The organism is Schaalia turicensis ACS-279-V-Col4 (assembly GCF_000296505.1).
Classification (GTDB): Bacteria; Actinomycetota; Actinomycetes; order Actinomycetales; family Actinomycetaceae; genus Pauljensenia; species Pauljensenia turicensis_A.
Genome location: NZ_JH815211.1, coordinates 45829 through 69728, shown reverse-complemented (window position 1 = coordinate 69728; position 23900 = coordinate 45829). Strand labels below are relative to the sequence as shown.

20 protein-coding genes are annotated in these 23900 nt (G+C 55.4%); 12 read left to right on the top strand and 8 right to left on the bottom strand.

The window, feature by feature from the left end; genetic code table 11:
* Nucleotides 1-670 precede the first annotated feature (670 nt).
* Entirely contained in the window at nt 671-3382 is a 2712-nt protein-coding gene (locus HMPREF9241_RS08395; protein WP_006681857.1) for a hypothetical protein, read from the top strand.
* A 542-nt stretch (nt 3383-3924) separates the two neighbouring features.
* Here the strand turns inward: HMPREF9241_RS08395 and HMPREF9241_RS08380 are convergent.
* Nucleotides 3925-4749, bottom strand: coding sequence for a YwiC-like family protein (locus HMPREF9241_RS08380; RefSeq protein ID WP_006681855.1), 825 nt, complete (start codon nt 4747-4749; stop codon nt 3925-3927).
* A gap of 191 nt (nt 4750-4940) precedes the next feature.
* On the opposite strand from HMPREF9241_RS08380, the gene HMPREF9241_RS08375 reads away from it, so the two are divergent.
* On the top strand, nt 4941-5921 hold the full coding sequence (locus HMPREF9241_RS08375; RefSeq protein WP_243440798.1) for a bile acid:sodium symporter family protein: 981 nt from the start codon (nt 4941-4943) through the stop codon (nt 5919-5921).
* A 331-nt stretch (nt 5922-6252) separates the two neighbouring features.
* Here HMPREF9241_RS08375 and HMPREF9241_RS08370 read toward each other — a convergent pair whose 3' ends face one another.
* Entirely contained in the window at nt 6253-8217 is a 1965-nt protein-coding gene (locus HMPREF9241_RS08370) for a solute carrier family 23 protein (protein WP_006681853.1), read from the bottom strand.
* Nucleotides 8218-8678: 461 nt separating this feature from the next.
* On the opposite strand from HMPREF9241_RS08370, the gene HMPREF9241_RS08365 reads away from it, so the two are divergent.
* The 3 genes from HMPREF9241_RS08365 (at nt 8679) to HMPREF9241_RS08355 (ending at nt 11299) form a co-directional block, all read left to right on the top strand.
* Nucleotides 8679-8960: an HU family DNA-binding protein gene (locus HMPREF9241_RS08365; protein ID WP_006681852.1), complete on the top strand. Its 282-nt coding sequence runs from the start codon at nt 8679-8681 to the stop codon at nt 8958-8960.
* A gap of 195 nt (nt 8961-9155) precedes the next feature.
* Complete coding sequence (locus HMPREF9241_RS08360) at nt 9156-9488, top strand: DUF3039 domain-containing protein (protein ID WP_040318748.1); 333 nt, start codon at nt 9156-9158, stop codon at nt 9486-9488.
* Nucleotides 9489-9523: 35 nt separating this feature from the next.
* Nucleotides 9524-11299, top strand: coding sequence for a DEAD/DEAH box helicase (locus HMPREF9241_RS08355; protein ID WP_424133820.1), 1776 nt, complete (start codon nt 9524-9526; stop codon nt 11297-11299).
* Nucleotides 11300-11389: 90 nt separating this feature from the next.
* Here HMPREF9241_RS08355 and HMPREF9241_RS08350 read toward each other — a convergent pair whose 3' ends face one another.
* On the bottom strand, nt 11390-12730 hold the full coding sequence (locus HMPREF9241_RS08350) for a nicotinate phosphoribosyltransferase (RefSeq protein WP_006681849.1): 1341 nt from the start codon (nt 12728-12730) through the stop codon (nt 11390-11392).
* Nucleotides 12731-12811: 81 nt separating this feature from the next.
* On the opposite strand from HMPREF9241_RS08350, the gene clpS reads away from it, so the two are divergent.
* From clpS to HMPREF9241_RS08330, 4 genes are read left to right on the top strand one after another with little or no spacing between them, the layout of a single operon-like run.
* Nucleotides 12812-13099, top strand: coding sequence for an ATP-dependent Clp protease adapter ClpS (gene clpS / locus HMPREF9241_RS08345; protein ID WP_006681848.1), 288 nt, complete (start codon nt 12812-12814; stop codon nt 13097-13099).
* Entirely contained in the window at nt 13096-13671 is a 576-nt protein-coding gene (locus tag HMPREF9241_RS08340; protein ID WP_006681847.1) for a DUF2017 family protein, read from the top strand. The genes clpS and HMPREF9241_RS08340 overlap by 4 nt, the downstream gene beginning before the upstream one ends.
* 9 nt (nt 13672-13680) lie before the next feature.
* Nucleotides 13681-14517 carry a glutamate racemase gene (gene murI / locus HMPREF9241_RS08335; RefSeq protein ID WP_006681846.1) on the top strand — a complete coding sequence of 279 codons (837 nt, stop codon included), beginning with the start codon at nt 13681-13683 and terminating at the stop codon, nt 14515-14517.
* A complete protein-coding gene (locus HMPREF9241_RS08330; protein WP_006681845.1) occupies nt 14514-15320 on the top strand; it encodes an MBL fold metallo-hydrolase in 807 nt (268 codons plus the stop codon). Before murI ends, HMPREF9241_RS08330 begins: the two co-directional genes overlap by 4 nt.
* Before the next feature lie 18 nt (nt 15321-15338).
* On the opposite strand, the gene HMPREF9241_RS08325 is transcribed toward HMPREF9241_RS08330, so the two are convergent.
* On the bottom strand, nt 15339-16271 hold the full coding sequence (locus HMPREF9241_RS08325) for a LysR family transcriptional regulator (protein ID WP_006681844.1): 933 nt from the start codon (nt 16269-16271) through the stop codon (nt 15339-15341).
* A 140-nt stretch (nt 16272-16411) separates the two neighbouring features.
* Here HMPREF9241_RS08325 and HMPREF9241_RS08320 point away from each other — a divergent pair, with 140 nt between their 5' ends.
* Complete coding sequence (locus HMPREF9241_RS08320; RefSeq protein ID WP_006681843.1) at nt 16412-16540, top strand: hypothetical protein; 129 nt, start codon at nt 16412-16414, stop codon at nt 16538-16540.
* A 123-nt stretch (nt 16541-16663) separates the two neighbouring features.
* Here HMPREF9241_RS08320 and rdgB read toward each other — a convergent pair whose 3' ends face one another.
* A complete protein-coding gene (gene rdgB, locus HMPREF9241_RS08315; protein WP_006681842.1) occupies nt 16664-17287 on the bottom strand; it encodes an RdgB/HAM1 family non-canonical purine NTP pyrophosphatase in 624 nt (207 codons plus the stop codon).
* Nucleotides 17287-18054 carry a ribonuclease PH gene (gene rph / locus HMPREF9241_RS08310; RefSeq protein WP_006681841.1) on the bottom strand — a complete coding sequence of 256 codons (768 nt, stop codon included), beginning with the start codon at nt 18052-18054 and terminating at the stop codon, nt 17287-17289. Before rph ends, rdgB begins: the two co-directional genes overlap by 1 nt.
* A gap of 55 nt (nt 18055-18109) precedes the next feature.
* Between rph and nudC the strand changes: the two genes are divergently transcribed.
* Both nudC and HMPREF9241_RS08300 read left to right on the top strand, forming a co-directional pair.
* The gene (gene nudC / locus HMPREF9241_RS08305) at nt 18110-19117 is read left to right on the top strand and encodes an NAD(+) diphosphatase (protein WP_006681840.1); all 1008 of its coding nucleotides are present in this window, start codon (nt 18110-18112) and stop codon (nt 19115-19117) included.
* A 40-nt stretch (nt 19118-19157) separates the two neighbouring features.
* Complete coding sequence (locus HMPREF9241_RS08300; protein ID WP_006681839.1) at nt 19158-21194, top strand: ATP-dependent DNA helicase UvrD2; 2037 nt, start codon at nt 19158-19160, stop codon at nt 21192-21194.
* Between the two features lie 15 nt (nt 21195-21209).
* On the opposite strand, the gene HMPREF9241_RS08295 is transcribed toward HMPREF9241_RS08300, so the two are convergent.
* On the bottom strand, nt 21210-22040 hold the full coding sequence (locus tag HMPREF9241_RS08295) for a hypothetical protein (protein ID WP_131367672.1): 831 nt from the start codon (nt 22038-22040) through the stop codon (nt 21210-21212).
* 218 nt (nt 22041-22258) lie between these two features.
* Nucleotides 22259-23791: a zinc-dependent metalloprotease gene (locus HMPREF9241_RS08285; protein ID WP_006681837.1), complete on the bottom strand. Its 1533-nt coding sequence runs from the start codon at nt 23789-23791 to the stop codon at nt 22259-22261.
* Nucleotides 23792-23900 lie beyond the last annotated feature (109 nt).

Here is a 23900-nt window from a genome sequence, read left to right as displayed (position 1 = left end):
GCGGGCTAGTTGCACGCTGATTGCACGCGCCACCGCTTCCATGGCTGTTTGCACTGGTCAGCGGTGGTGTCAGGACTGATTCCCCCCATCTCCACCGCTAGGACGTTCATTTTGATACGAAGTGAACGTCCTGTTTTTATGCCCTAAAACGTGGCGTTTCGCCCTGTCGGGGTAGCTTCATGGGTTTCGGAAGTCTTCCTGGTTAGGTATTTGACTTATCGCTGGCTCGGCACAGTTTGTCAGATTTCCGGTAGGCTGGAAGGCTCCGAGAAGTAAGCTACAAGAAATATGTCCATCCGCCAAAAGCGTGCGAGTCGCTAAAACTTTGCGGTTTCACAGGATAGATCTATAACCTAGAGCGATCGTGGAGTAACTGCCCGAAGCCAGAGCTTCTAAATTAAGCAGTAAAAGTTTGTTACGTTTTTTCGTGGACATTCATTCCAAATTGCCGTTAATGGATGATTTGATTACCAAAAAAAATCACGTATGCATAAGAATTTCAATAGCTAAAATGTATTTAATGAACGTCTAGCTAATTTGCTTTATCTGTTTAGCTATATTCCTGTAGCTGTCACCACCTACCTGAGCTCAACGGGCTGGTTTTGTGGATGAAACAGTGGTACTTTGAGGGGGAATAGATCCAACTAGCGACACTGGACAGGAAGTTCTCATGCGCAACCCCAAGGGCGTGCCCGGTTCTTTTATAGCGCTTGCCGGCAGAGCGTTGCTTAAACCAGCTCACGTTTTTAGAAAATTTCTGATCGTAACCTTGGCCTGCGCTTTGGGTTTCACGCTATCGACCCCGTCCTTGGCTCAAGCCGAGGATCTGCAGATGAGCTCCCAAGCTGACGAACAAAGCGTCAGCCCGGCACCAGTAAGCACTCCAGAAGTTGAAACTGATACCCAGTCGGGCGATGGTCTAGAGCTTGGGCCGGAGATTGTTGATCAACCAGTGCGCCAATCAACTGTAGATACACCGACCATTTTCCCAGTCTTTGTAGACGCCACAACTATTTCCGGCGGTAAATTACAACGAGGAAGAGTTGATGGAAAGACTGTAAGAGGGACTGTATATGTGACATTAAAAGATAAGAATGGTAACGAAAAAGCCACTGTTTCCGTTACGCCCACGAGCGGATCTACTTGGAAGGTAAATCTACCTGCCGGCGTTACTGTTGCAGAAGGCGATACCGTCACTGCCTATCAAACTTTTAATGGCGCCACATCTGCTGTGGCAACCGCCAAAGCTCAGTCATCAATGGCAGTTGAGAATAAAGACAAGCTCAAAATGCCGGTAGGAGAAATCTGGATTGAACACCCGGACGCCAATCTTGTAAATAAAGATGAGCAAGCAGAAGCTCTTGAAATGCTGAATGGTGCCAATCCGGACATTAAGCAAGACTTTAAGAGTGTTAAATTCTCTATCGATTACACGGACCATGCGTACTATGAAGTGACCTATACCGATGGAACAACCTCCGGAAAAATTGAAGCTACGGGCCTAAAAATCAAAGAGGTAAAGGAAAGATCTACTGGTCTGACAATAGAAAAAGTCCAGGTAACAGACGGGCAGATTATCGTTACACTTCATAAAGAGGTTGCCGAAGGTACGAAATTTTATTTTATCAATAATTTTACGGATGGGGAGGGCAAGAATTTTGTCGAAAATGGAAGCTGTAAAATTGACAAATCTAACTCGCAAGAGATGTCTCAAGCAGTAACCGTTAACGGCACAACAGTTACTTTCCCAATCGAGGATAAGGTTAAGGATTTAGAACTCGGAAAAGAGTTCGGTATCCTTGTCAAAGAGCCACATAAATTCCGTTCTTGCGCGAAGTCTGAGCCGGTAATAACAACCCCCAAAAAAGTCGCCGTGAGGGATCCTCGCAAATTAACGGATGCGGATAAAGAAGCCATCGATAAAGCTATTCGAGATGCCAATACGGTAAATGGCGTATCTAAACTCCCCGATGGAACTGGAGACTGGGATGGAGTTCCGGCAGCTATACAATTTGATGACAGCGGAAATGTTAAGATATTTAGCGCTGATGATGTAGCAGGTGATTGGGATCCGAACAATGATTATAAATTTGTTCCAGAAACAAATGAAGATGGTTCAGTCAAGGTAAAAGACGGAGCTGAACCAAAAGGAACAATCCCAGCCAAGGATCTGCTGAAAAATATCGCACCTAAATCTCCTGCGATTGCGGTAGATACGGATAAGGGTGAAGTAACCATTACCCCGCCTGTCTATGAAAAGCCGGGTGAAGATACTGACTTGCTGTCCTACACCGTCACCTATAAGGATGCTTCCGGAGCAGAGAAAACCGTCACCGCAACGCGAACTGTAGACGAAACTTCCGGTAAGACCACTTGGACAGCCGATAATAATGCCACGGTTGATGCGAACACCGGTGTGATTACTCTGAAAGTTGAAGACATCGAAGTTGGTGGAACTGTCACGGCAACCGCAAAAGATAATGGCGGTCTGGAGGGTGACACCGATAAGCTCGATTCAGATCCGGCAACCAAGAAGCTCGAAACTGCCACTGTTAGCTACAACGGTAATGACGGCACCGGCAAAATGGATGGCAAGAAGCTCAACAAGGGCTCAAAGTACAAGATTTTGGATAATAAATTCAAAGCCCCTGAGAACCAAGAGTTCAATTACTGGGAAATTGACGGCAAAGAGGTAGCTGCGGCTACCGAGATTACGGTCATTAAAGACACCGTAGTGAAAGCTGTCTGGAAGAAGAGCCAGGTGAAGGTCAGTTATGACGCTAACGGTGGTAGCGGAACCATGACTGGTAAAACCGTGGATAAGGGTAGTAAATATACCCTGCTTGATAACGCTTTCACTGCTCCGGATGACACTCAAGAGTTTGATACTTGGGAAGTTGATGGTCAGAAGGTTGCGCCGAACGCCGAGATTACGGTCACTAAAGACACCGAAGTGAAAGCTATCTGGAAGAAGATCCAGGTGAAGGTCAGTTACGACGCTAACGGTGGTAAGGGCAGCATGGATGGCGCGACCGTGGATAAGGGTAGTGAGTACACGGTGTTGCCTAACGGTTTCACTGCTCCGGATGACACCCAGGAATTTAAGGCTTGGGAAGTAAACGGCCAAGAGGTTACGCCTGGAACCAAGATCAAGGCTGACAAGGATACCGTTATCAAAGCCGTCTGGAAGAAGATCCCGGTTGACAACCCGAATGGTGGAAGCAACAACAATGGCGATGGCGCCACTAAAGCGTCTAAATCCCCTAATTCCGGGAAGCTCTCGAAAACTGGATATGCTGGGATGCCGTATCACGTTGCAGCGATGATTCTTGTGGCTGGCGGATTACTTATCGCTGGTAGTAAGAAAACCAGAAAGCACTAAAATACGAAGATAAAGTAGCCGAAACTGCCTATATGAGTCGACGACGGCGCAGATTATCAACGAGCTGGGGATCAGCGAAGCAACGTTGAATCTGTGGTAGTCAACGTATGGGTCGATGAGCACGAGTGAAGCCAAAGAGCTCCAGCGTCTTCGTGAGGAGAACGCTTGCCACAAACGGCCCCTCGGCCAGGCGGAGCTGGAAAAGGCAACGTGGAAGGAATTATCGGAAGGAAACTTCTAAGCCCCGCTCGCCATCATGATGCCGTGTGGTATCTGGTCGAGCGGGGCTACTCCCGAAGATATGCTCGCCAGATCGTTGGGCTCTCTCGTAGTGCCTATCGGCGTGCCAGAGCGCGCCGGGTCGACACGCCTCTCCGGATGTCCTTCGAGCAGGCCCTCGATCAAAGCGGTAATTCGTGCATCGGTCGTCATAGTCCAAGCCTTGCAGGATTGAAGCGAGCTGGGCGCAGTTCCAGTTGTTCAATTGACGAGGTCACACTGCTATGCGGTTCCTCGGCGTTGCTTTGGGTAGATAAATCGGACTAGATGAGTGGGATGGTCAAGCTGGCAACCACAAGCAGTGACCACACAATCTCACTGCGCCCAAGAACGATCACAGGAATCGGCTTTGCGCGTCGTGCCTGCCAGAGCGGAACAATCAGGGATCGGGCCAGCAGAGCAACCCACAAGACGATGGAACTCCAGCCGAGCAGATTCGCCCATACTGCACAGCAGACTCCGACCAGCGCAAGCAGATGAAGAACCCCGCCGGCAATAATCCACGGGCGCGGGTTTTTGCGTCCGCGAATCAGTGAACGCACATACGGAACGCAGGCGATGAAATAGGCGCTGAGCACGCCAAAGGAAACCCAAGCAAAACCAAGCTCAGTGTTCGTCGGATACACATCAAGCGACAAACTGGCGGCAACAGGTGTCATCAACGTTGACGCAAGAACCGACGAGAACCTGGTCGCAATCGCACGATCATGCCCGCGCGACACCCCCCACAAGGCCAGCGCAACCAGTGGAGCAAAGAACGGAGCCCACGCCAGCAGTCGAGGCGCCACAACCAGAAGCGGAATGCCGAGCAGAGCGGTCAGCCCAGTCCACGTGATAAACGCAGGTTGAAGGGAAGAACGACGAGAAGACGGCGCCTTCATCCACTTCTCAAACACTTGGAAGAACGCGAACGCGCTAAACCACGCGGGGATAAGCAACGCAAAAAGCGGATGCCAGCCGGCAAGCCAACACCCCAAGAGAAGCGGGAGCAACGCAATTCCCCACGACCCCTTCTGACCGGGAACCCATCCCTTCGCGCCGAGCGAGCGTTTAACGCCACTCTTTGGTGTCATCTTCTTCGGTTCCATGACACAAACTCTAAGCAAAATGCCGGGCAATGGAGATGACAAAGCGTCGTCAAGAGACACGTTAAACCGGTGCCCGGAACCCCTTCCCGAAAGGAGTCCATAATGCCACCCCGACCTCGTCAACCACGAGACGTCGCTTACTAAAGCAGACGAAACGGGCTTTCTTCGTCAAAGCTGGGCACAATAGAGGCATGAGCACCCCAACGATGACAGCTCCCGCGCCCCAAACTCCTGCGCCCAGCGCACAAGAAGACCGATCCGCAAAGATCGCGGTGACCGTATTCCCCCTGATCATCCTTGGCGCACTTGTTGGTGGACTGATCTTCCCCGACGCTGCTGCGCCACTGGTTTCCGGCGTGAACTACGCGCTGATGGTCATCATGTTCGGCATGGGTCTGACACTGACATTTCCTGACTTTGCGGTTGTTGCCCGTCGCCCCTGGCCCATCATCCTGGGTGTCCTGCTCCAGTTCATCGTCATGCCTCTGTCCGCACTCTTCGTCACCTGGGCATTTCACCTCGATCCGGCGCTCGCAGTTGGCGTCATCCTTGTCGGTTGTGCGCCCGGTGGAACCGCGTCGAACGTCGTCGCCTACCTTGCGAAGGGTGACGTTGCCCTGTCGGTTGCGATGACCTCCGTTTCCACGCTGCTTTCTCCGCTGGTCACGCCGATTTTGACCAAGTATTTGGCCGGCCAGTACATGCCCGTCGACGCGCCCGCGATGGCAAAGTCGATCATGATGATCGTCTTCATCCCCGTGGTCCTTGGCCTGATTGTTCGTCGCCTGATGCCACGCTTCGTTGCCACGGTTCTTCCCGCCCTGCCCTGGATGAGTGTCCTTGGCATCTCCTATGCAGTCCTCGGGTTGGTTGGCGCCTCGTCTGAGCGCATACTGTCGGGTGGCCTGCTGGTTCTTGCCGTCGTCATCGTGCACAATGCGCTTGGCTTGGGCCTCGGCTACGGTTTTGCCCGGCTGACCGGTGTCGGTGAGCGTGCAGCTCGCACGACTGCCATCGAAGTTGGTATGCAGAACTCCGGTCTAGCAGCGGGTCTCGGTGCCCAGTACTTTACCCCCGAAGCAGCCGTCCCCGGCGCAATCTTCTCTGTCTGGCACAACGTGTCCGGCTCCGCGCTGGCGGCGTTCTTCCAGCGTCGCCCACTGGACAAGTAATCCACAGTTTCGCCAGAGTTGCTCCTTCTGTTTCTCGTTGGGGGACGAGGTACCCGCAGAACTTCTACCTTTCTTCACTTCAGCGCCTTGCGCGCATAACGAATGGGTCCGCGATCCGGTGTATAACCAGATCGTGGGCCCATCGTGTGTGAAAGCCCCCGAGGAAGTCACCACTGTCGTTGATGCCGATAACGTCGGACCAGAAGATAGAGTTCAGGCCGTGGTGCAGGTAGGCCGGGATGAGTAGGCGCTGACAATTCGGGGGAGAAAAGCGCTGGGGGGGCTGGCGTGTGCCAGCCCCCCCAGCGGAGTTTCAACGAATCGGGATCGGTCAGTCGACCTGGTCAAAGTTGCGACCCCACGCGGTGCGGATCGGGTTCGCATCAGCAACCAGAATGTTGAAACGCTCGTCGGCAATGTCGATGACCTCACCGAGTGCGAAGCGTGCTTCACGCGTCTGCGAAGACTCGACGCGCTTCCATGCCGAAGCAATCAGCTGTTCACGATCGGCAAGATTGGTCACGCAGACGACCAGCGGGCGATTAAACTTCTCGCGGTAGGCAGCCGATGCTGCCTGCAGCTCCTTGAGTTCAGCATCGTTGAATTCGCCAAGAGCGAGGGCTGCGGTGTCAGCATGCGCCTGCTCGTTGGCATCCTGGTTGGAGGCTAAGTCGGCGATGTCAACGTAGGCGCTGATCAAAGCTTCCTGTTCATCAGCAGATGCACCGAGGACCTCGTCCTCGAATGCCTTACGGAGCTCGGTTGCATCGGTGAACGGACGCTGCTCCCATGCGCGTTCGACGGGCCAGACGTCACCGTCGTACATGCTCTTGAAGGCTTCAACGAAGGTCTCGCGATCCATCGCATTGACCTGATCGAGGTCCACGGGACGACCGTCAACGATTGCAACATCCGGGCCATCCTGCTTGCCAACGTGGAAGAAGAGCAGGTTCAGAATGAAAGCTATCAGCGCACCGATGGTCACGCCGGAACCGAAGATGATCTGCAACCATGACGGCATCAGGGATGCAAGATCGGGCTTCAGAGTGACCAGCATGGCCAGACCAATGGAGGTCGAAACGATGACGGCATTGCGGTGATCGCGCATGTCGACCTTGGACAAGGTCTGGATACCGACAACGGCAACGTTCGCGAACATGGCCAGAGATGCGCCACCGATGACCGGCCCGGGAATCGAGGCAACCACTGCGCCAGCCTTCGGCAGGATGCCGAGGATGATCATAATGATGCCGGCTGCAGTGACAACCCAGCGGGACTTCACGCGGGTCAGTCGAACCAGACCGACGTTCTGGGCGAAGCAGGTGTAGGGGAACGAGTTGAAGACGCCACCGAGGAGGGTGGATAGACCATCTGCGCGAAGAGCGTTTGCAACGTGCTTCGGCGTGATGCGCTTGCCGACGACCTCGCCGGTTGCGAAAACATCGCCGGTGGTTTCAACCATGGTTACTGCCATGACGATGAGCATTGAAATGATTGCGGCGATGTTGAACTTCGGAATGCCGAAGAAGAACGGGGTGGTCACGCCAACCCATGCCGACTGACCGATATCAGAGAAGTTGGCGTCGCCAAGGGCGAATGCGATAGCGGTCATGACAACCAGGCCGACGAGGACCGAGATGGTCGACATAAAGCCTTTAAAGATGCGCTGGATGGCAACGATGATTACCAGGGTGCCGAATGCGTAGGCGAGGCCGCGCAGAGTGAGTGCGCCAGCGTCCTGCCCCTCTGCCGCGTAGGTGCCCCACGACACGATGTCGCCAGCGGAGACGGAGATGAGCGTGATACCCATGACGGTCAGAAGTGTGCCGGTGACGACGGGTGGGAAGAAGCGAAGGAGTTTCGCGAAGAAAGGTGCCACGAAGAAAGTGGCGAGGCCGGCCGCAATGATGGAGCCATACATGGTGGCAAGGCCGGTCTTCGGATCGGCACCGGCTGGAGTGGCGGCGATACCGATTGCGATAAGGGGCGAAACTGCAGTGAAGGTGACGCCCTGGATAAGGGGCAGCCTCACTCCGATCTTCGGGCCGAGGCCGGCCGACTGAATGATCGAGGCGATACCGCAGGTGAACAGGTCGGCGTTGATCAGGTGGATCAGGGTTTCGTTATCGAGGCCGAGACCGGATGCGATAACAAGAGGAACAACGACGGCGCCAGCGTAGAAAGCCAACACGTGCTGAATGCCAAGAACTGAAAGTTTGCCAAAGGATGGGACTTGGTCAACGGGATGAACGGTCTTGCCGGTTTCGGTAGGCGTTTCATTTCGTCCGAGAGCCATGGATTCTCCTGGAACTCTAAGAGGTTGTTGGGCTCTTCCAATCTTCCTCTCGCGCGCGGGTGTTTCCTGCATCGCGTGGCCTATCTCGCACCCGGTTTGGACGAGTGTTCGAGGAGGGGAAACAAGGGAGTAAGCTATCCCCTTGGTGCGCTGGACACGTGGTTGTGTGTGCGTGATGATGTGGTCTTTCGTTCATGGCTTTGAAAGACCTGTTGAGTTATTCGAACCTCGTTTGATTACTTTGTTCTGTCAGCAAAGGTAACCAAAGAAATGTGACCCAAGTCAATAAAAATGGCTTTTTAGGTGGTCGCTCATGCTCTATGGGGATCCAAAATGCGAGAAATAAGCCATAAATTGCGAAAAATGCCGTAACGAACTGACAAATGGCTCAGTTTTTTCGTACTGTTTCCCCAGTGGCTGTCGCCGTGACAGCTGATAGTAACAATAGGAATGAGGTTCTCATGCCCATCAATCGCACCGAGCTCGTTGCGCAGATCGCAGAGCGCGCAAACCTGACCAAGGTCGAAGCAGATGCAGCTCTTGGCGCTTTCCAGGACGTCCTGGTTGAGTCCCTTGGTAAGGGTGAAGCCGTGAAGATCACCGGCCTGTTCTCCGTAGAGCGCGTCGAGCGTGCAGCACGCACCGGTCGCAACCCGCGCACGGGCGAAGAGATTCAGATCCCGGCTGGCTTCGGCGTGAAGCTCTCCGCTGGCTCCACCCTGAAGAAGGCTGTTGCCAAGTGATCATCTGATCAAACTCTTCGAGTGCGGGGCGGAAACCACTGGTTTCCGCCCCGCACTCGTGTGTGAAACTTCTCTGCCTTTTCCTCTTCCTTTGCCCCTAGCGCCTGTTTTGTTGCTGAATGAAGCGGTTTTCTTTCGCGTTCAGCTCACTTTCTCACCAAGAGAGACCGCGCTAGCGGTCCTACAATGGGAGGCATGCGTAACTCCCTCAATGAACCCCAAGGGCCCTCGTCGCCCTCTGCTCCCTCGACTCAATCGTCGACCGGCTTGCTTGAACGAACTGAGGTTGAACGCGAAAAGGCTCCCGGCGATGGCGATCGATTCGCGCACTTCGTGCGTAGGGATAAAGCTGATTCATCAATGATGACGGGACAGCCTGTCGTTGCCTTATGCGGCAAAGTCTGGATTCCGACGCGTGATGCTTCACGCTACCCGGTGTGTCCGACATGCAAGGAACTTCGTGACTCGATGGGGAAGAACGGACGGAACTGGCCGTTCTCAGACGGGAATGGTGGCTCGGATAAGTGAGCTCCTCCAAGGATCGTCATCTCTATCCATCCCGCATCTCACCTGCTGCCGCTCGCTCGCTGTCTCCCTCGTTTCCTGCGCGTGCCAGAAGAGGAACAGCGGGTTCGCTTCGCGCATGGCAGGCAGCTGCTCTTGAGCAATACATGGCTGAGGCACCGCGTGACTTCCTTGCGGTTGCAACTCCCGGTGCGGGTAAAACGACCTTTGCTCTCCGTATTGCTGTGGAGCTGATGGGGCAGGGCATCGTCGATAAGGTCACCGTCGTCTGCCCGACTGAACATTTGAAAGGCCAGTGGGCCGATGCTGCTGCGCGAGTCGGTATTCATATTGACCCGTCGTTTACGAATGCTCAGGGCCGTGCGGGCTCGCATTTTGATGGTGTTGCCGTTACGTATGCGCAGGTCGGCGCTAATCCTGCGGTCCATGAAATGCGTACACGCGACTATCGGACCCTCGTCATCTTGGACGAGATCCACCACGCTGGTGACTCGCTGTCGTGGGGTGACGGTGTGCGCCAAGCGTTCGGCGATGCAACGCGCCGTCTTGCTCTGACAGGCACTCCTTTCCGCTCTGATACGTCGCCGATCCCGTTTGTTCGCTACGTGGAAGATGCCGATGGTATTCGTCGCTCTCACGCCGACTACAGCTACGGCTACGGCGATGCTCTACGAGACATGGTTGTTCGCCCGGTCCTGTTCATGTCCTATTCGGGTCAGATGTCATGGCGTACCTCGACCGGCGATGAAATGAGCGCTCGCCTGGGTGAACCTCTGACGAAAGACATGATGAAGCAGGCCTGGCGCACGGCTCTTGATCCGAAGGGTGAGTGGATTCCTGCCGTTCTTCGTGCCGCCGATCTGCGTCTTGCAGAAGTGCGTCGTCAGATCCCTGATGCCGGTGGTCTGGTGATCGCCTCTAATCAGACGCAGGCGCGGGCCTATGCGCGTCATCTGTACGAGATCACGGGTAAGAAGGCGACGATCGTCCTGTCCGACGATGCTGACGCCTCGGATCGCATTGATGCGTTCCGAGAATCGGATGACCGTTGGATGGTTGCCGTCCGAATGGTGTCGGAAGGCGTGGATGTGCCTCGTCTATCGGTGGGCGTCTACGCGACAAACACGTCCACCCCGCTGTTCTTTGCCCAGGCCGTTGGACGTTTTGTCCGTGCCCGCAAACGCGGTGAGACAGCGACAGTCTTCGTTCCTTCGGTCGTTCCACTGCTGGAGCTTGCTTCACAGATGGAAGCTGAACGCGACCACGCGCTTGACCGTCCGAAGTCAGCTGATGACGAAGACGCCATGTGGAATCCTGAAGACGCCATGGTCGCCCAGGCAAATGTGAGTGAGTCAGCATCGTCGGATTTGCTCAATCAGTACGAGGCCTTGGGTGCAGACGCAGAGTTTGATGGCGTGCTCTTCGACGGTGCTGCCTGGGGGCAAGGCGCTCAGGTTGGTTCAGTCGAAGAACAGGAATACTTGGGGATTCCCGGCCTGCTTGATGCAGATCAAGTGACTACTCTTTTGAGGGCGCGCCAAGCTGAACAGGTTGCAGCTCAAAAGAAGTCGAAGATCGCAGCGAAGATGCGTGAGGCGAACGCTGGAGTCTCAGACCACCGTCTCCGCGCCGCAAAGCGTAAGGAACTCTCACACCTGGTCTCGTCCTGGTCGCGTCGTAGCGGCGAACCGCACGCGATGGTTCACGCTCAGCTGCGTCAACGCTGTGGCGGCCCGGAGATCGCCCGTGCAACCACGGAACAGATTGAAGCGCGCATTGCTTTGCTTCGCCAGTGGTTCGTTGGAAAACACTAGGCCTGACGCAGCTGAATGTGAATGATGAGCTGATACAACGTGGCGCTCGCGCACCCAAGGTGCGCGAGCGCCGTCGCGTCTCTCAGCGATTCAGAGCTTCACATAGCGTGTCGGGATCGCGACCTCGCCCTCGGACAGGCGCCAGGCCTGATAGGGAAGTTCGTTACGCGAGCGCACGTGCGTTGCTTGTGCTTTCTCTAATGCGTCGTCTCCCCAGAGGGAAGAATCGATTGTGCCGTTAGTGATCAGCGGAATTTGAAGTTCGCGTGCGCCCCGCTTGGCAAGTTCAGCCTTCGCATCGGCTTCAGAATCGGTGACAACCAGGATCTCTTCGGCTGCGTATCCGTCTTCGTCGATGACACGACCAGCGAACTTCTTGCCACCGACCGTCGACTTGGATTCCGATTTCTTCGCAACAGGCTTCGGATTGCCGTTCTCGTCTTCGCGGGACACGAGTTTGTACACGAGGGCCGCTGTGGGCACGCCCGAACCGGTGACCAGCTTCGTTCCAACCCCATAGGAGTCGATCGGCGCGGCGCCTAGGGCTGCGATAGCGTACTCATCCAGATCGTTGGTGACCGTGATCTTCGTGGTCGTTGCACCGAGAGCATCAAGCTGACCGCGAACCTTGAAGGCGGTGGCAACAAGGTCGCCAGAGTCCAAACGAACGGCGCCTAGTTCACCGCCGGCAGCGCGTGCGGCCTCAACAGCGTTGATGACGCCCTGTTCGACGTCGTAGGTGTCAACGAGCAGTGTCGTCGATGGGCCAAGCAGTGCAATCTGAGCGTCGAATGCTTCGCGTTCCGAATCGTGCAGGAGTGTGAAAGAGTGGGCTGCGGTGCCAATCGCGCGGATTCCGTAGCGCTTGGCTGCTTCCAGATCGCTGGTTCCAGCAAAGCCGCCGATGATTGCTGCGCGCGCTGCGGAAACAGCGGCTCGTTCGTGGCCTCGTCGAGCTCCCATATCCATGCACGGGCGACCGTGGGCGGCGATTGTCATACGTGACGCGGCCGACGCGATCGCGCAGTCATGGTTCAGGATCGACAGAAGAAGCGTCTCGAGCATCGTGCACTCGGCGAAGGTTCCCTCGACGGTCAGCAGAGGAGAGCCTGGGAAATAGCATTCGCCTTCGGCGTAGCCACGAATCGAACCGGTGAAGTGGAAATTCTTCAGATAATCAAGTGCGTCATCGGAGACGATTTTCTCGGCGTGAAGCCAATCGATCTGAGCGGGCTCGAATTCGAAGCGTTCGAGCGCTTCGAGAATGCGACCAATACCTGCGACAACACCGAAGCGTCGGGTTGCGGGAAGACGACGCCCGAAAACCTCGAAAGTGGATGTGCGCCATGCGGTGCCGGCTTTCAAAGCAGCATCAAACATGGTCAGTTCATACATGTCCGTCAGCAGTGACGTTGAAATTGATGAGGGCATATGACAAACCTAGCGCGATATACCACAAGTTCGCGTGTTGAAACCACACCATGGTACGAAATCGTTGCTTAGGCTTGAAACATGCCAACGACTTCATCGACGCCACTTGAACGCCCGGCCCCCACCTTAGCTGGGCTCGCGCAGTGGCGTACTGTCGTTTGGGACGACCCGGTCAATCTGATGTCGTATGTGACCAACGTGTTTGTCCGTCACTTCGGCTATTCGCACGATCGCGCTGATTCCCTGATGCGTGAGGTCCACGTGCTCGGCAAAGCAACCGTATCTACGGGACTTCGCGAACGCATGGAAGCCGATGTTGTGGCGATGCACGGGTACGGTTTGCACGCGACGTTGGAACTTGACTCGTGATTGGTCCTTTTGTATACGAGGCCGGCGCTTTCAGCGCCGAATTGCACCCCCCGTATTCGACGTTGATTGCGCAGCTGATGCGTGAGATTCTTGTTGTCCTTGATGATCCAGGGGATATGCCAGCGTTCGTTGCGGCGGCAACCTCGTTGGAGAATCATCGCGAGGCTCCAGAAGAACACTCCCTGGACTATTTACTTCCAGCGATGAGCTCTGACCCTCAGGACGCAACGGGTTTGCGTGCGCTGACGGAAGATTTTTTGCGGGCAGAAAAGTCTGCTCGACTGCGTAAAGTGTGCGCGCATATTGAGCGCGCCGAAGCCCTCGGTATTCAAGAAGTCAGTTTCGATGCTGACGAGGTCTGGGATTGGCTTGGTGCGCTTAATGATGTTCGTCTCGGACTTGCCGGTGAACTTCAGATCGCTTCCGATGATGACGTGGAGCAAATCGCGAAGATTGCAAGCGAAAAACCGAATGGGACCCGTCAGCAGTCGGCAAGCGCTATCTACATGCTCCTTACCTGGTGGCAAGACTCACTGGTGTTAGCCCTGAATTCCCAAGGCGGTAGCAACTAGGGTCAAAGCATGGATAACGCGCCTATCGGTATTTTTGATTCTGGCCTCGGTGGCCTGACCGTCGCGCGTGCCGTCATTGATAAATTGCCGGACGAGGAAATCCTCTACCTCGGCGACACCGCCCACACCCCCTACGGGCCTCGTGCAATTGCAGAAGCGCGTCGCTTCACATTGGAATGCTTGGATGAACTCGCTTTCCGTGGTGTGAAAGCGCTGGTGATCGCCTGTAATACGGCAACGGCTGCAGCCCTTTCAGATGCGCGCGAACGCTACTGGATTGACGCGCATATCCCCGTCATTGAGGTCATCACTCCGGCCGCCAAGCAGGCTGTCGCGACCACGAGGAATCGTCGTATTGGCGTGATTGGTACGCAGGCAACCATCCAGTCGGAAGCATATCGAAACGCGCTTGCGGCCGTTCCAGGTCTCCATGTCTCACAGCAGGCGTGCCCTGATTTTGTTCCCTTTGTTGAGCGTGGTGTGACAACCGGAGTTGAACTGGAAGCTGTCGCGCGCGAGTATCTTCAGCCACTCAAGGACGATGGCGTCGACACTCTTATCCTGGGATGCACGCACTACCCGTTGTTGACCGGCGTTATCGGCCGTGTCATGGGCGAAGGAGTGTCCCTTGTGACCTCGTCAGAAGCGACTGCCAACGTGACGTACAACGAACTGACCGACCGCGATCTCTTACATGAACCATGGGCGGAAGGTGACGGTCCCCATCACCAGTTCATGACAACCGACTCCGGCGATACGTTCCCACGTCTGGCCCGACGTTTTCTTGGCCCCGAAGTTGGCAACGTGCAAGAAATCTCGATTGCGTCAGGAGCCAGTGCCCAATGAAACTGACAACGATCGGGTGCACCGGTTCCATGTCCGGTCCGAAGTCTCCGGCCTCGTGCTACTTGGTTCAAGCGAACGGCGTTGATCCGAGCACCGGTGAGGATCGCGTGTGGAACGTGGTTCTCGAGATGGGCCCCGGTTCTTTCGGTGCTCTCTGGCGTTGGATTAGCCCCCGCGATATTGATGCGGTGGTCCTTTCGCACTGCCACGCTGACCATATGGCTGACATCATCTCGCTACAGGTGTACCGCAAGTGGGGCCCCGGCTCTGATTTGCCTCCGCTGATGGTTGTCGGTCCCGAAGGTCTGTTGGAACGTATCCGCCAGATCGACGGCGTCGTCGAAGAAGAGCTGTATGCGAACGAATTCAATATTCGAACCGTTGAAGATGGCCAGTCCTATCAGATTGGTCCGATGACTCTGACATCGTTCAAGGGTATCCACACAATTCCCTCGTTCGGAACGCGCATTGAGGGGCCGAGTCAGTCAGATCCGTCGACCGCGGTGTCGATGTTCTTTACCGGCGATACGGATGAAAGCCCTCGTATCGATGCTGGAGCTATGAATGTGGATCTTCTTCTGAGTGAAGTTGGTTTCACTCGTGAAGATTCAGTTCGTGGAATCCACATGGATGGGGTGCGCGCAGGTAGCTTTGCGACGCGAGCACATGTTGGTCGACTGGTTGCGACGCACATTCAACCGTGGACAGAAACTGAACAGGTGCTTGCTGAACTGCGTCAGACCTGGTCTGGTCCCGTTGATTTCGCCTGCCTTGGATCTTCGTTCGTGGTGGGTGACACGTAGCGCTCATCGCTGGGACTGCTACTGAGTGGTCTCGTATGTGTTGCCACGCCAGTCATTGTGGTGGGTTGCAACCCACTGGAAGAGGGCAGCAAGGACCTGGCCGGTTGCAGTGTTCGGTGAATCTTCTCCGTTGCGGTGACGCACCAAAATGCGCCTGAAGCCCAGTGCTGGCAGAGTTGTGACACGCATACCTCCCAGTGCAATTCCTTGGATAGCCATGTAGGGCATGATCGTTGAGCCTTTACCGGCGCGAACAAGGGCGTGCGCCGCCTCGTAGTTGATGTACGAGTAGGGCACCCAGTGGATGTGTGACGTTGCAGCTGCCACACGTTGCATGGGGAGTGCGCCGATCGTGTCCGGTGCGACCCGGAGCCATTGGACGTCGGCAAGGTCGCGTTCGGATCCCACTAGCGGGGCGTTGGAGGGGCTGACCAGTACCCAGGGTTCGTCGATAAATTGGACATCGGTGAAGCCGCGTGGCGCGTTGCCGGGGGCGGTGTCACGTTCCAGCATGAGCAGGTCGAACTTGCCTGAACGCATCTTCGTCATGCCCGGGCCTTCGCCGGATTCATCGATGTGGATTTCGACGCCGGGAAGCTCTTGTTCCAGCTGGGAGGTGAGGGGGAGGAGGACGTTACGAATAACCGTGTGAAAAGCGCCGATGTGTACGACACCGGTCAGGTGTCCGGCGATGGGGCGAAGATTTCGGGCAATGTCGTTAAGGTTATTCTCGATGCGTTCGGCGCCGTTGACAAGAATGCGCCCTGCGGGGGTAAGAAGAGCGCCGGCTGGGTTGCGATCGACGAGGTCCAGACCGACTTCTTCCTCGAGTTTTTTGATTTGTTGTGACACCGCTGATGCAGAGACCCCCAGGTAGTCTGACGCGGCGACGATTCCACCTTCTCGGTGAACTTCAAGAAGAACTTGGAGTCGTTTTGGATCGAGATGCATCGGAGCTCCTATTGCTTAAGTAAAACTTAAATTACAAAAAAGAATAGTTCAATTGAACTGTATGTGAGTGGCGTGCATACTTATATGTATCGAGTCGTGAACAGTGAGGCATACGACACAGAGTTGAATGGAGAAACGTCATGATGTCATTGGTCCGTCGTCAGCTAGACCGCTTCCGTTCCTATGTCACTCGCTATCGCAGACAGCAGCGTGATGAACTGCAGTTCTGCATGGATCGCCCGATTTACGGCAATCTGGTCGCCCGCTGAATCCGGCTTGGTGATAAACACCGCTCTCGCTAGCGTGACAACTTAATAGACAAGAGAGGCGATGCCACCGGTGGCATCGCCTCTCTTGTCATGCCTGCTTACTGAAACAAGGATGAATTGAGATCACTGGCTCTGTTGGAGCGCATCGACAACCGCGGGAGTGAGGGCGCGGAATGCAATGCCTCGATGGCTGATCGCATTCTTCTGCTGGGGCGTCATTTCCGCTGTCGTCACGTTAAAGCCATCGGCAACGAAGATCGGGTCGTAGCCAAATCCGCCACTACCACGGCGCTCGTGAAGCAAAGTACCACGAACCTCTCCGCGCTGAACGAACTCGCGCCCGTCAGGCAGAACCAATACAGCAGCAGAGACGAATGCGGCACCTCGTAGCGCATCAGGCACATCGGCCAACTGAGCAAGGAGCAAATCGAGGTTTGCTGCATCGTCACCGTGGTGGCCACACCAGCGAGCAGAGAAAATGCCGGGCGCTCCACCCAGAATGTCAACGCACAAACCGGAATCGTCCGCGATCGCCGGCAACCCGGTCAGCTTCACCAAAGAACGAGCTTTGATCAGAGAGTTTTCTTCGAAAGATGCACCGTCTTCTACCGGTTCGGGCGCATCAAAGTCACTCATCTTGGCAATGATCCCGGCCTCGTACCCTGCGTATGCGGGGGCCAGAATTGCTTCCAACTCCGCGATTTTGTGGGCGTTGCCGGTGGCGAAAACCAGTTTGGGGGTCGTCATCAGAGGGTGACCGTCTCAAGTTCGCCAGCGGTCAAACAACGACGTTGCAGATCGGCCAGTTGCGCGTTGCCGATCGCTGCCAGGTCAAGCAGGTCTCCCAGTTCATCACGGTTGAAGGGCGCGTGCTCGGCAGTGCCCTGAATCTCGATGAAGTTGCCGTTGCCGGTCTGAACGATGTTCATGTCAGTTTCTGCGCGGACGTCTTCAACGTAGGGGAGGTCGAGCATCGGGGTGCTGTCGATAATGCCAACGGAGATCGCCGACACGGAGTCGGTCAGCACGGACGTGCCAGCCTTGGGTGTGATGAGACCTTTTTCGGTGCCCCAGCGGACCGCTTCAGCCAGCGCAACGTAGGCGCCGGTCACGGACGCGGTGCGAGTGCCACCGTCTGCACGCAGAACGTCGCAGTCGAGGACAATTGTGTTTTCGCCCAGAGCTGTCACGTCAATGATTGCGCGCAGGCTTCGACCAATGAGGCGTGAGATTTCCTGTGTGCGTCCACCGACCTTGCCCTTGATGGATTCGCGCTGTGAGCGTTCAGCGGTTGCGCGTGGCAGCATCGAGTATTCGGCGGTGACCCAACCTTCTCCGCTCCCTTTACGCCAGCGCGGAACACCCTCTGTCAGCGAGGCGACGCAGAGGACGCGAGTATTTCCGAACTCGACAAGGACGGAGCCTTCACCGACGCCCGCCCAACCGCGGGTCATGGAAATGGGACGGAGCTGGTCGAATGAGCGCCCATCGGCGCGAGATACATCATGAGTCATGCCTCCAGCCTAGTTCACTTCGCGAAGCGAACCCCAGGAGGGTTAGCGTTGAGGTATGACACTTCACCTTCCCCTTGTCCGGCTAACTCCTCGCGCCCTGGTTTCCGTGCGTGAGAATGTCAGCCCACGCGCGCTCCTTGAACGCGGCGTAAAGGCTTTGGGTGCAGGGGTGAGTGAAGAGGATCGCGCAGGGCTGTCGTCCGTCCGCGCAGTTGTAGTAAAGCCAAATGGCGCGATCGGCGTTATTCCAGTTCGTGATGCCTGTGCAGAGATTGAGTTGGCAACGATTTCCACCCCGGTCGCCCTCTCTCTGATCGACGAGGCCGCCCCCGCCTATTTCGTCGGTGCCACTGATGATGGGGCGGGGCAGATTGTGCTCTGCCTTGACAATGACGCTGAGCTTCCGGGCGTGCAGTGGGTTCACCTGCGATGGGGCGGGCATATGTTGAGTGCTTCGGATTCTGGGGTTGCGATAGTGGGTGTGTCTCTTGCTACTTGGCATGCCTCCTACCGTTTCTGCGCTCGTTGTGGGAAGCCTGTTCGCTCGATTCTGAGTGGCTGGGCGACGGAGTGTTCCGGGTGTGGGCACGTGGAATATCCGCGACAGGACCCGGCAGTTATTGTGCGCATCGACGATGATGAGGATCGTGTGTTGCTTGCGCACAATACGGCGTGGCGCACCACAATGTGTTCTCTGATCGCCGGCTTTGTCGAGGCCGGAGAATCGCCTGAACATGCAGTTATTCGCGAGGTTAAAGAAGAAGTTGGTCTGGATGTGGCCAGCGTTGAATATCAGGCGACGCAACCGTGGCCGTTCCCTCGTTCGCAGATGATTGGGTACACCGCGCGAGTAGCTGTTAGAACACCGGTTGTGCCGATTCCCGATGGGGAAGAGATCGAATGGGCGCGGTTCTTTAGCCGGAGTGAATTGCGCGATGCTCTTCACAGCGGTGAAGTGAGTGCGCCGGGCCCAACATCCATTGCGTATGCCCTGCTTGTGGATTGGTACGGAAGCGACTTGCCTGAGAGCCCAAGCTCGCTTGACCCGCTTCGGCGCCCATGATGCACATTGGTTTCTCCATGGTCAGTGGGACAATCGTTCTATGAATTTGCCAGACCCGAATGCTCTTCTTGACGCGCTTGACCCGGATCAGCGCGCTGTTGCCCTGCAAGTGAAAGGGCCATTGGCTGTTCTTGCTGGCGCAGGGACAGGGAAAACGCGTGCGATCACCTATCGCATTGCGTACGGTGTGGCAACGGGTGCGTTCACGCCACATTCGGTTCTTGCAGTGACGTTCACGCGTCGCGCTGCTTTTGAAATGGGGCAAAGACTTACCCAGCTTGGCGTTCCCGGAGTTCCTGCTCGAACCTTCCATTCGGCTGCACTCAGTCAGCTGAAATTCTTCTGGCCAACAGCAATTGGTGGTCAGATTCCAGAGCTCATCCCCAGTAAATCATCGCTTGTTTATCCCGTGATGTCCCGCCTTGGAATAGCGCAGGGAAATGTTGAATTCCGCGATGTTGTTGCCGAAATTGAATGGGCGAAAGTGTCGATGGTTAACGCAGAGCGCTACGGCGAAGTAGTGCGCGACGGACACCCTGTTCCAGATGGCTTAAGCGCTGATGAGATGGCAACGATACTTCGCCTGTATGAGGACGCTAAGCGCGAACGTGGTGCGATCGATTTTGAAGACGTCCTTATTTTGATGGCCGCCATCATGCAGGATCGTCCTGACGTTGCTAGGCAAGTGCGTAACCAGTACCAGAACTTCGTGGTTGATGAATTCCAGGATGTGTCACGCCTGCAACAGTCGTTGTTGGATCTATGGATCGGTGATCGTCACGACGTGTGTGTCGTTGGCGATGTTGCCCAGACAATTTATTCATTTGCAGGTGCTCAATCATCATTTCTTGTCGATTTCCCAAAGAAATTCAAGGGCGCGCACGTCCTTGAACTGACCAGAGATTATCGGTCGACCCCTCAAATTGTTGATGTCGCTAACTCGGTCATGCTGGGGGCAGGAAAAACCAGTGGCGCTGTCACGCTCAGCTCTCAACGACCTTCGGGTGCGCATGTTGAATTCGCAAGCTATTCGTCAGATAGGGAAGAAGCTGAAGCCATCGCGTCGAAGATTCAAGAGCTCATACATTGTGGAACACCTGCCCACGATATCGCTGTCCTCCTTCGTATCAACGCTCAATCCGAACTCTACGAAGAAGTGTTTTCAGCGCGTCAGATCCCGATTGCTCTTCAAGACGAGACCCCATTCTTTGATAGAGAATCAGTTCGCCGTGCAGTCAGCCATCTGATCGCGGTGTCGAAGTCTGGCCAGGATTCCCCTGGCTCTCTGCGCGACCACATAGAAGAACACTTGGGAGCCATCGGCTGGACGCCTCAAGCTCCCAATGGAGCAAATGCGCTTGAACGCTGGAATAACCTCAATACGCTGATCGCATTGGCTACTGATTCATCTGCTCCGGATCTTGCTGGGTTCATTGAAGAGCTCACGCACAAGCGCAAGGCAGCAGAAGAGCCAAATAAAGAGGGCGTGGAAGTCATGACTCTTCACTCGGCGAAGGGGCTGGAATGGTCAGCTGTTTTTATGCCGGGGCTCAGCGAAGGTCTGCTCCCTATTTCCTACGCTCAGACCCCCGAAGCAATCGAAGAAGAACGTCGCCTTCTCTACGTTGGTATCACTCGTGCGCGGGACATTCTTGAAGTGTCGTGGGCGCGAAGCCGGCGTGATGGGGATCGTTCGAAGCGTAAACGTAGTCGTCTGCTGAACAGCGTGTGGCCACATAGCCCCTCGATAAAGACGAAGAAGCCCGCTCACGCTCACGCATCATCATCGAAGCAAGCGACACGCGAGTTCCAAGCAACAGCGTCGAAAGAGACCCTCGATCTTTTCGAAGCCCTCCGCTCGTGGCGAAGTGATGTTGCAAAGCTCGCTGGTAAGCCTCCCTATACGGTTTTTTCGGATGTCACGCTTCGTGAGCTTGCGACAAGGCGTCCGAAGAACCATCGTGAGCTTCTTGGGATTTCCGGCATCGGCGAGATCAAAGCAGATGCGTTCGGATCATCCGTTTTAGCGATCCTGGACGGCGAAACAGTTGAAGTGACTAAGGACGATCTTCTTTAATACGTTCTCTTCGTACTATCGATCGGAAGTACGCTCGCTTAGACTGTTCTCCTTACACCCGCAGTTCGCTTCAGGTACAGCTTGTCGTATTGAGAAGCCACCGTGAGCATCAATATGGTGAATGCTCGATGTCATCAGGTGATCATTCCCCATAAAAGTCTGGATAAACCTGGCAATCGACCAGGCTGCGCCATGGGTGGCAAGAGGGGTGGGAGCAACCAATGGCGTCCGCATCGCTGTCTTACGGTGATCAAGAAAATCAGGATCTCTAGCGTTTTCTTGGGAGAGTAAACATGCTCCACACGCACTGAGTCCTGGGATGACAAGAGGCCCGACGTCATAGCCGTCTTCCAGTTCAGTGACCAGAAGGTGGGGGATATCTTCTTTCACGAGCATCCAGGAGTCTTCGAACGCGGGAAACCGCTGAGAGGACACAATCGTTAAAGCCTCATTTTGACCATGAGTATGAGGTACATAGCGGGGGAGTAAGTCATAGCGATTTGATAGTGACCGTTTCAGCGGCAACCCTAGAAAGCCTTCACCAATCACCCTGGCAATCCGGTCATCAACCCGACGTGGTTGCAGAGGAATGACCTCAAGATAGAAGTCATTTTTCACCAGATCCAAAACTCGCGCGGATACGTCATCGAAGACGGTGAACGTCAACGCGAGGTGTTGGGGCAGAGTGACATCTTCTAAGAATCCAGCGTGTTGCAGGCGCATCCGAAGACGAATCGGCAAAGTGCTCGGCAAAGGATCATCTTGATCGGCATCCAAAGACACAGAATGTTGACTGCACGCGATCAAGGCATTGATCTGACGATCATGCAGGCCACGAAGGACCATGTGGTGACCGTGATCTGTTCCAACCTGGACCGAATGATCCCCAACCCTCAACACCGTGACACCGGGCTTCAACTTCATCGCACACCTCTTCGTGAGAACTCGATGGCGATGAGTATGCCAGCCTTCAACCCGGCTCAGCGTTTATCCACAGGCCGAGCGTGCTCGCGCGAAAAAGTTATCCACAAGCATCAGCGCGGAGGTGATGAGGGGCTTCATCGTTAGGCCTGAGTATCCCCCGAAGAAGGATCAGAATCCTTGTCTTCAGAACCGTCAGCAGAATCATTGAACTGATCCTCGGCCTGATCGTCCGGAGCAAATCCTGCCCGCGCCAACGTTTCACTCTCGGGATCACTCTCCGGAGAAAGCCCTTCAGCCCACCCCATCGTGCCGTCCAACAGGGCATTGAGAGCAGCATCGATATCCGCGTCTTGTTCACGAGCCGCCTGGCGGATCGTCAAGAAGGTGTCGGGAGAATCAAGCTCTGCCTGCGTCGGCACCATGTCAGGATGTGACCAGAGGGCGTCGCGAGCTTCCCTCCCACCGTCGGCTGCGACAAGACTGAAGATCGATGCGGCGCCTCGTGCACGACGCGGACGCATCTGCAATCCGATCAACTGACCCAGCACCTGCTCGGCTGGGCCGCCGGTAGCGCGACGACGACGGATCATTTCGCGCAACTGATCGGCGTGAGGAAGATACGGGGCGGTCGCTTGAGCCGTCACAACTTCAACCCAGCCTTCGATCAGCGCAAGCATCGTTTCAAGACGCTCCAAACTACGCTTCTGCTCGGGCGAAATATTCATCGCAAACACGCCACCCGACAGGGCTTCCTCGATCGACTGCTGATCCGTCGGATCCAACGTGCGGGCAACATCAGAAAGAGCTTCCATGTCGATCTCGATATGAGTCGCGTAGTTTTCGACGGCTCGCATCAGATCGCCCTCAAGCCACGGAACTGAAGCAAAAAGACGACGATGAGCGCACTCGCGAACAGCAACGAACTGTAGAACCTCTTCGAAAGGAATATCCAGCCCGTCTGCGAAATCCTCAACGTTCGACACCACCAAACCAGTTGTCGGCTTCGTCAAGAGGGGAATACCCACGTCATTCGTGCCGAACGTTTCGCGCGCAAGCGCGGTCAGTGCCATTCCAAGCTGGGAAGAAAACATCATTGTCGCCAACTTCGGAGTCAGGCTCTTCATTTGGCTTGCCATAGAGGCAAAGCTCTCAGGAAGAAGCGAAGGATCGCCTGAGATCCCGCCCATCTGGTTTTCAATCACAGACGTGAGCGCACGAGAAACATTCAGCGCAATTGGTTCGCAGATTCGTTTCCACTGCTCAAGGGTGACCTCGGTCCACTCAATGCGACTCCACGCCGCGCGCTCGACCTGTCCGGGGGCAAAATCGGTGACAGTATCAAGCCACAAGTCAGCAACGCTCAACGCTTGACGTGCGCGTCCCGCCTGGGCTGCACTCACAGCTGGATCGCCCGCAGAGTAGATTTGTTGGCGTGCAGAATCATTCACGATTCGCCAATCAACGGGACCCGTGGACGTATTCATAAAGAACTGCATCTGCTTCAATGCGGCGTTCAAAGTGTTTGGATTCTGAACCTCCGGAGGCAACATTGAAGGATCGAACCCTTGTGCGTTCAGCGCCCGCATTGCTTCTTCCGCTGCGTTGGCGCCGAGCATATTGCGCAGAAAGTCTTCGAATGGATTGTCCTGGGGGAACGTTTCGTCCTCGTTCATACTGCGAGCCTACCCGCGCCACCTGTAGAATCGCGCGATGAACCATGGGCGTGCGCTGAAAGAGGAATTGGAAAACACTGAAATAGGCATCCCAGCGTGCCCTCGGGGC

Excerpts from the sequence above, each read along its gene's own strand:
- HMPREF9241_RS08395 (WP_006681857.1), top strand. The coding sequence starts at position 671 with ATGCGCAACCCCAAGGGCGTGCCCGGTTCTTTTATAGCGCTTGCCGGC.
- HMPREF9241_RS08380 (WP_006681855.1), bottom strand. The coding sequence starts at position 4,749 with ATGGAACCGAAGAAGATGACACCAAAGAGTGGCGTTAAACGCTCGCTC.
- HMPREF9241_RS08375 (WP_243440798.1), top strand. The coding sequence starts at position 4,941 with ATGAGCACCCCAACGATGACAGCTCCCGCGCCCCAAACTCCTGCGCCC.
- HMPREF9241_RS08370 (WP_006681853.1), bottom strand. The coding sequence starts at position 8,217 with ATGGCTCTCGGACGAAATGAAACGCCTACCGAAACCGGCAAGACCGTT.
- HMPREF9241_RS08365 (WP_006681852.1), top strand. The coding sequence starts at position 8,679 with ATGCCCATCAATCGCACCGAGCTCGTTGCGCAGATCGCAGAGCGCGCA.
- HMPREF9241_RS08360 (WP_040318748.1), top strand. The coding sequence starts at position 9,156 with ATGCGTAACTCCCTCAATGAACCCCAAGGGCCCTCGTCGCCCTCTGCT.
- HMPREF9241_RS08350 (WP_006681849.1), bottom strand. The coding sequence starts at position 12,730 with ATGCCCTCATCAATTTCAACGTCACTGCTGACGGACATGTATGAACTG.
- clpS (WP_006681848.1), top strand. The coding sequence starts at position 12,812 with ATGCCAACGACTTCATCGACGCCACTTGAACGCCCGGCCCCCACCTTA.
- murI (WP_006681846.1), top strand. The coding sequence starts at position 13,681 with ATGGATAACGCGCCTATCGGTATTTTTGATTCTGGCCTCGGTGGCCTG.
- HMPREF9241_RS08330 (WP_006681845.1), top strand. The coding sequence starts at position 14,514 with ATGAAACTGACAACGATCGGGTGCACCGGTTCCATGTCCGGTCCGAAG.
- HMPREF9241_RS08325 (WP_006681844.1), bottom strand. The coding sequence starts at position 16,271 with ATGCATCTCGATCCAAAACGACTCCAAGTTCTTCTTGAAGTTCACCGA.
- HMPREF9241_RS08320 (WP_006681843.1), top strand. The coding sequence starts at position 16,412 with ATGATGTCATTGGTCCGTCGTCAGCTAGACCGCTTCCGTTCCTATGTC.
- rdgB (WP_006681842.1), bottom strand. The coding sequence starts at position 17,287 with ATGACGACCCCCAAACTGGTTTTCGCCACCGGCAACGCCCACAAAATC.
- rph (WP_006681841.1), bottom strand. The coding sequence starts at position 18,054 with ATGACTCATGATGTATCTCGCGCCGATGGGCGCTCATTCGACCAGCTC.
- nudC (WP_006681840.1), top strand. The coding sequence starts at position 18,110 with ATGACACTTCACCTTCCCCTTGTCCGGCTAACTCCTCGCGCCCTGGTT.
- HMPREF9241_RS08300 (WP_006681839.1), top strand. The coding sequence starts at position 19,158 with ATGAATTTGCCAGACCCGAATGCTCTTCTTGACGCGCTTGACCCGGAT.
- HMPREF9241_RS08295 (WP_131367672.1), bottom strand. The coding sequence starts at position 22,040 with ATGGTCCTTCGTGGCCTGCATGATCGTCAGATCAATGCCTTGATCGCG.
- HMPREF9241_RS08285 (WP_006681837.1), bottom strand. The coding sequence starts at position 23,791 with ATGAACGAGGACGAAACGTTCCCCCAGGACAATCCATTCGAAGACTTT.